A 7,788-nucleotide genomic window follows, 5' to 3' on the forward strand; every position below is an offset into this window, starting at 1 on the left:
GTTGGGGCTGGGGAGCTGGCTGGGGTGGAAGTCAAGTTTCAACCAGAACTGAAGGTATGCTATTCATCGACCTTGTTGATGCCAAAGAAAAGGAATTAATCTGGCAAGGATCAGGTACTGGCTACCTAGTTACAAAGAATGTTGACAAGAAAGAAGCAAGGATTAAAGAATTTGTGGCTAAAACTTTAGAGCAATACCCACCATCGATACAATAAGTAGTATATGACCCAAAATATACAAAGCACTAGTTAAACTAGTGCTTTTTTATTTATCCATGACGCGATTAGACTATTAACCGAAATACGCTATATTTGCCGACTTTTAAGCACGCGTATTATGATATTAGGGCACACAACAAGAAAAAACTTTACACAGAATCCCAAGAACGATATCCTTTCAGGTTTAACGGTTGCTTTGGCATTAGTACCAGAGGCCGTTGCATTTGCCTTCGTGGCTGGCGTTGATCCTTTAGTTGGACTCTATGGTGCCTTTATGATGGGAATTGTGACCGCTCTTTTTGGCGGTCGTCCTGGAATGATTTCTGGTGCTACCGGAGCTATGGCCGTAGTCATGGTTCACCTTATAAGTAGAGGCAATGAGGTTGGCTTAAGCTTAGAAACACCAATAGAAAACCTAGGCTTACAATGGTTATTTATAACGCTTTTATTTGTAGGAGGCATTCAAATATTGGCTGGTGTTTTTAAACTTGGAAAGTTTGTGAGATTGATACCGCATCCTGTAATGATGGGATTTGTTAATGGTTTAGCTATTGTTATTTTTCTATCGCAACTAGGTCTGTTCAAAGAAACTGTTAATGGAGAAAAAGTCTTTATGGCTGGCACTTCGCTATGGACTATGCTTATTTTGATTGCTATAACCATGGGGATTATGTTTGGTTTACCAAAACTTACAAGAAAGATTCCTTCAGCTTTAACCGCCATTATTATCGTTGCTGCAATAACTATATTTGGGAAGCTCGATGTAAGCACGGTCGGCTCCTTCATTAGAGATGGCGGTGGTGAAGGACTTCAAGGTAGTTTACCAACATTTCAAGACCAAATATTTGGACTGTTTGGCACTTTGCAAGGCCATTGGGACACCATTCTTTCTACAGCATTGGTTTTAGCTGCTGTAGGTTTAATTGAATCATTAATGACATTAAACTTGGTTGATGAGATAACTGACACCAGAGGAAATGGTAACAGGGAATGTATAGCCCAGGGAAGTGCTAACATATTAAACGGATTATTTGGTGGTATGGGAGGCTGCGCCATGATCGGGCAATCGATAATTAATGTCGATTCTGGTGGTCGTGGCCGACTATCGGGAGCTGTTGCTGCTATAGCCCTACTCTGCTTTGTATTATTTGGTGCGCCTCTAATTGAACAAATTCCAATTGCTGCCTTGGTAGGAGTTATGTTTATGGTAGTGATTGGAACGTTTGCTTGGTCCAGTTTTAGAATTATAAGAAAGATTCCTATTTCTGATGCCATTGTATTGATTGCTGTATCTGCTATTACCGTTTGGAAGGACTTAGCTATAGCCGTTATAGCAGGAGTTATTATTTCTGCATTAGTTTTTGCTTGGAAAAACGCCACCATGATTAGAGCGCGAAAACGTATGCAACCGAATGGTACAAAGACTTATGAAATTTGGGGACCACTCTTTTTTGGGTCTATCCAAACATTCAATACAAAGTTCGATGTAAAAAACGATCCTAAAAGCGTTGAAATTGACTTTATAGAATCTCGCATTAGTGATCATTCTGCTTTAGAGGCTATTTCTAATCTGGTTAATAAATATGAAGCTGAAGGAAAATCAATAAAACTTAAACACTTAAGTAAAGATTGTAAAATATTGCTGCGTAAAGCCAATCCCAAATTTAACGATGTTATTGTTGAAGATGTCGATGACCCACGTTATCACTTGGCAGCAGATCCTGAAAAGTTTACAAAGCCACTTTCCGAATATTCTATTTAAAGCTAAAAAAGGTGTCTTTGTTACATCACAATATCATTTTTCCACTCATAAGGCTCTGGAATATCCGTGTCGTCAATCAACTGTCGGATATCGATTTCAATGCCTCTACTTAAATCTGTAATTGGCACATCATTTGGTCCACCTTCAAAGGGGTTTTCTGTATTTTCACCTATAGCTTCCATAGTGTGAAATACCCACGATAATAACGCACTAAAAGGAATAGAAAACCACACGAAATGCTTGGCTATGAATTCTTGGATGAGATGTCCCCAAGATGTTCGGGATTGATGTATTTCCAAGTCTTGGATAATGTTCTTACCTATAGACTCAAAGCCTTCCATAACACCAAAAGGTAACATGAGAATAAATAACCACACAAAAATGTAATTGATGGTCGCATACTGACGAGGGTAAGGGAAATTTTTAATGCGCTCACTTTTTCCTTGAAGCGTATAAAACTCCACCAACATGTTTTCCATTTCCATATGTCTAAAATCTTCAATATAGCCTTCTTGTTTCAGCTCTCGAAGTCTTCTTGATTGAATTCCTAAAATTTGAGACGCTTGATTGCCTTTTGCAAATAATTCATTGTATTCTTCTTGAGATATGTATGGTTGTATGGCTTCTTCTATCGGAATGGTATCTTCACAAACTAAATAATGTGCTTCTCTAAATTCCTTGTTGGATTTGGTATTCTTTAAGTGCATCTCCCACGGCTTGTCTTTTCGTAATTGATATCGCAAGGCCGTTAGCCAAGCTACATGACGATGCACCAATTCCCTATGAATATTGTGCAATTCGGTTTTGAAAAGTTCTTTCTGAGCATGATCGTTGGTAATAAAATCCTTAACCTGTATCGTCCAAGATCTAGAGGCATTAACAATACCTCCCCAAATTTTACGAGCTTCCCAAAGCCTATCGTATGAAGCATTATTCTTAAAACTAATCAAGAACGCCACGGCTGTACCCAGAACGCCCAAAGGCAACCATGGTACATGCAACCACTTAAGGCCTACAATGTCGAATAAAATGACTGGAACAGTCGCTAGGATAATAAAAAGAAATATACTTCGTCGTGTCCATTTAATGACACCCTTTACAGGAAATATGCGTCTTGTGTACATGAAAAAAGATTATATCATGTAAGATACAAAAGACTAGTAATTCAACAAATCTTCAATTTTAGCTTTTACCTTCTCTGTCGACGGAATCATGGTTTGCTCCAACGTTGAATTCAAAGGAATTGCTGGCATGTTTTCACTACCAATAGTCATTACTGGTGCATCAAGATATTTAAAGCATTCTTCTTGAATTTTTCCAGCTAAAGCTCTGGCAAAACTATTGTTTGAAGGTTCTTCGGTAACCACAAGGCATTTTCCAGTTTTCTTTACAGATTTCATAATAGTATCCTCATCTAGAGGATACAAAGTTCTTAAATCGATGATTTCTATTTGATTGCGCATACCCAATTCACCGGTTGCATTGTATGCCCAGTGTACGCCCATACCATAGGTGACGATAGTACAGGTTTCGATATCATCTTGTTTCCAAATTTCCTGTAACAACCAAGCCTTGCCAAAAGGTAGTACATAATCTTCAGCAGGTTCTACAGACGTCGCACCATCAGTCCCTTTAACTTTACTCCAATATAAACCTTTGTGTTCGAAAACAACCACTGGATTCGGATCATAATACGCTGCTTTCATTAAACCTTTTAAATCGGCACCATTACTTGGGTAAGCAATTTTAATTCCTCGGATATTAGTGACAACACTTTCAACAGAAGATGAATGGTAAGGACCTCCACTTCCGTAGGCACCAATAGGTACACGGAGAATCATACTTACTGGCCATTTGCCATTGGTTAAATAACAACTTCGGCTCACTTCAGTAAATAATTGATTGAGTCCTGGCCAAATGTAATCTGCAAACTGCACTTCAACAATGGGTTTTAGACCTACAGCACTCATCCCAACCGTACTTCCAACAATAAACGCTTCTTGTATTGGTGTATTAAAAACCCTGTCATCCCCAAACTTCTGCGCTAAGGTTGCCGCTTCCCTAAATACACCGCCTAATCGCCCGCCAACATCTTGCCCATAAAGTAAACACTCTTTGTGCTTTCGCATCAATTCCTCAATTCCAAACAATGCACAATCTACCATCACCACTTTATCTGCACCTTCTGGTTCTCGAGTCCCAACTTCTTCTGTTATGTGAGTGGGCGCAAAATCGTGTGTGAACAAATCCTCAGGTTTTGGATCTTCAGCTTGCAACGCCTTTTCAAAATCTGAAGCTACTTTTTGTTTTGCTTCATTCTCTATAGTATTGACCTCATCTTCAGAAAATCCATTATCTAACAATTGCTGTCTTAAAACCGGATAAGGATCACGACTACGCGCTTCATCTAAATCATCGCGATACCATTCCATGCGCACACCAGAAGTATGATGATTTAACAATGGAACTTTAGCGTGTATTAAAAATGGTCGGCGTTCTTTTCGAATAGAAGCAATGATCTTTTCAATCGCTTTGTAGCTTTCCATAAAATTAGCACCATCGATGCTAATAGCTTCTAAACCATGAAATCCAGCTGCATATTCTGCTGCATTCTGTGCTCTTGTTTCCGCTTCATTGGCTGAAATATCCCAACCATTATCCTGTACCAAATATAAGATGGGCATTTGTTTTAATGCTGCCATTTGAAAAGCCTCTGCAATTTCACCTTCTGTTACAGAGGCATCTCCTAAAGAACATACGGTAATCGGATTTTCTATTGAAGTATCATTCAATCCCTGCAACTCTTTGTATTGCATACCCATAGCTACACCTGTAGCCGGAATCGCTTGCATTCCTGTGGCTGAAGATTGATGCGGAATCTTAGGCTTATCGTCATCCTTTAAACTTGGATGCGAGTAGTAGGTTCGTCCTCCAGAAAATGGGTCATCTCGTTTTGCCAGAAGCTGCAACATTAAATCGTATGGCTCTAAACCAAATGCCAATAACATAGCATCATCCCTGTAGTAAGGAAAAGCATAATCTTGAGGCAACAATTGCATGCCTAATGCCACCTGAATAGCTTCGTGACCTCTTGAAGTCGCATGAACATATTTTGAAACTTGTTTAAAATTAGCTTCGTACAATTCTGTCATAGCCTTAGCCGTACAAAGCTTGGAAAAACCCTTCTTTAAGATATCCTTATTCATCTAAGCCAATTCCTTTCTTGTTTTAAGCATCCAACCAAACTTATCTTCAATGAGACCTGTTTTTATAGCATTAAGCGTATTATTAACATTTAATCCAACTGGACTTTCATCAGATACATGAATAGTCTCTCCTTCTAAGCCAATTTCTTGTATGTAGGCAATCCCAACCGCTGTACCTGCCCCAAAAGCCTCTTCTAAAGTTCCATTTTCAGAAGCTTTTTTTACCTCTTTTAAAGTGATTAAGCGTTCTGTCACTTTAAATCCTTTATCGCGCAATACATCAATCACACTCTTTCGGGTAATCCCATCCAAAACAGAGCCATCTAATTTTGGTGTAATAAATTCACCATTGATTCTAAAGAAAATATTCATCGTCCCTACTTCTTGAATATACTTGTGCTCAGCAGCATCTAACCAGAGCACTTGATCATAGCCTTTGGCTTTGGCCAATTCGGTAGGTCGAATTGCTGCGGCATAATTACCTGCCGCTTTAGCTTCTCCAGTGCCACCATGAGCCGCTCTAATAAATTGTTTTTCTGCCCATAGTTTAATGTGTTTACTAAAAAACGGCCCCGCTGGCGATGCCATTATAATAAACTTGTAATGTGTTGCTGCACGCATACCAATAAAGGGTTCGTCGGCATACATAAAGGGTCTTAAGTATAATGCACTTCCTTCTTGTGGTGGAATCCAGTTATGCTCTAAGCTTACCAATTCCTTTAAGCCTTCAACAAATAAATCTTCAGGAAAATTAGGCATTCCCATACGATCTGCACTTTTGTTCAATCGCTTGGCATTTTGTTCTGGCCTAAATAGCATGGGCTCCCCATCTGTATCTTTATAGGCTTTCATCCCTTCGAATATGGCTTGTCCATAGTGCAATGCCATCGCTGCTGGATGCGTTGGTATTAATCCCATTGGAACAATTCTCGGATTTATCCATTCACCGTTTTCATAATCACATATAAACATGTGGTCGGTGAAGGTTGTTCCCAGTGGAATGTTGTTAAAGTCTAAAGCATCGACTTTAGAATTTTCTACTTTAGTTAGCGGTATGTTGTAGCTCATAATGTTATATTTTTTGTCAGTTCGAGTATAATGCCATTGGCTTGATATATCTAGAATTTCATTCAAAAAACTTCTCGATACGATTTCTTTTGATTTTGACTGTACTCAATCTGACAGGAATCACTCGAAGTGACATTAGCTTTATATTTTTCTATTAATGTCAAATTGTTCAAAATAGTCGGCGACGCGACGCACAAAACTGCCTCCTAAAAAGCCATCAACTACTCGATGGTCGAAGGATAAGGATAAATACATCATACTTCTAATGGTAATTTCATCTCCATTTTCGGTTTCAATCACTTCTGGTCGTTTTTTAATAATTCCTAAAGCAAGAATAGCAACTTCGGGCTGGTTAATAATTGGTGTTCCCATAACACTCCCAAACGTCCCAACATTAGAAATTGTAAATGTGCTTCCTTTAATATCATCGGCCAGTAAATTGTTTTCTCGTGCCTTAGCACTTAAGGCATTGACATCTGTTGCCAAGCTCACTAAATCCTTTTGATCTGCATTCTTAACTACAGGCACAATTAAGTTACCACTTGGTAGTGCAGTGGCCATACCAATGTTAACCTCCTCTTTCACGATAATAGTTTTGCCATCGACAGACGCATTGATATTTGGATAATCTTTAACTGCTTTTGCCACGGCTTCAACGAACAAGGGTGTAAAGGTTAAACGTTCTCCATACTTTTCCTGAAACGCTTTTTTATTGGCATTACGCCAGTGCACCATATTGGTTAAATCCGCTTCTACATAAGCCGTAACGTGAGGAGAGGTATGCTTAGAATACACCATATGATCTGCAATCATCTGACGCATTCGATCCATCTCCACAATTTTGCCTTTACCTTTATCAAAAGTTAATTGTGGTATGCGGTATAAAGTCGGGTCTGGCACAACGGGTTGTGCAAACTTGTATGGTCTACCTTCTTCTATATAATTGAATACATCGCTTTTTCTTAAACGTCCTTCTTTTCCTGTTGCTGGTATTCTAGCCAACTCCTCAAAGCTAATATGATGTTGCTTCGCTATAGATAGGATTAATGGAGAGAAAAACGTATTAGAATTTGAAACTGAAAAGCTTTCCGTATTGACCATTGGTTGCTGAGCTGGTCTTGATCTTTTGGGTTTTGCCTTCTTTTCTACTTCAACCTTTTTTGGTAGCTTTGGTGAAGCTCCAGATTTAAGCTTTGAAGTTGTTTTTCCATCGACTTTAATGATAGCGATAGTTTCTCCAATTTTAATAACATCGTTTGGTTGGTATAAAATTTCCTCAACAATACCAGTAACATTTGAGGGCACCTCAGAATCTACTTTATCAGTAGCCACCTCTAATAACATTTCATCTTCTTCTATTGTATCTCCAACATTTTTGAACCAAGTTATTATTGCTGCTTCGGTGATGCTCTCACCTAGCTTAGGCATTTTAAATTCGAAATTTCCCAATGTTATCTAATCAAAATTACAAGAAACAAAGATACAGATTATCGTATTTTTCAGATGTCAATAACTTCTAAATTCAATTATATAA

6 protein-coding genes are annotated in these 7,788 nt (G+C 38.6%); 2 read left to right on the forward strand and 4 right to left on the reverse strand.

Annotated features, from left to right (window positions below; translation table 11 throughout):
• Together Q0992_RS05490 and Q0992_RS05495 are read left to right on the forward strand one after the other, a co-directional pair.
• Positions 1-215: DUF4136 domain-containing protein (locus Q0992_RS05490; protein ID WP_299521339.1), on the forward strand; the 215-nt coding region annotated here is incomplete at its 5' end.
• Between the two features lie 121 nt (positions 216-336).
• A complete protein-coding gene (locus Q0992_RS05495; protein WP_299521340.1) occupies positions 337-1,980 on the forward strand; it encodes a SulP family inorganic anion transporter in 1,644 nt (547 codons plus the stop codon).
• Positions 1,981-2,000: 20 nt separating this feature from the next.
• Here Q0992_RS05495 and Q0992_RS05500 read toward each other — a convergent pair whose 3' ends face one another.
• From Q0992_RS05500 to Q0992_RS05515, 4 genes are all read right to left on the reverse strand, one after another.
• Entirely contained in the window at positions 2,001-3,104 is a 1,104-nt protein-coding gene (locus tag Q0992_RS05500; RefSeq protein WP_299521341.1) for a bestrophin family protein, read from the reverse strand.
• A 33-nt stretch (positions 3,105-3,137) separates the two neighbouring features.
• A complete protein-coding gene (locus Q0992_RS05505; RefSeq protein WP_299521342.1) occupies positions 3,138-5,186 on the reverse strand; it encodes a thiamine pyrophosphate-dependent enzyme in 2,049 nt (682 codons plus the stop codon).
• Positions 5,187-6,254, reverse strand: coding sequence for a branched-chain amino acid aminotransferase (locus Q0992_RS05510; protein WP_299521343.1), 1,068 nt, complete (start codon positions 6,252-6,254; stop codon positions 5,187-5,189).
• A gap of 141 nt (positions 6,255-6,395) precedes the next feature.
• The gene (locus Q0992_RS05515) at positions 6,396-7,682 is read right to left on the reverse strand and encodes a dihydrolipoamide acetyltransferase family protein (RefSeq protein ID WP_299521344.1); all 1,287 of its coding nucleotides are present in this window, start codon (positions 7,680-7,682) and stop codon (positions 6,396-6,398) included.
• Between the last annotated feature and the right edge of the window lie 106 nt (positions 7,683-7,788).

Source organism: Winogradskyella sp., assembly GCF_028289625.1.
GTDB lineage: Bacteria > Bacteroidota > Bacteroidia > Flavobacteriales > Flavobacteriaceae > Winogradskyella.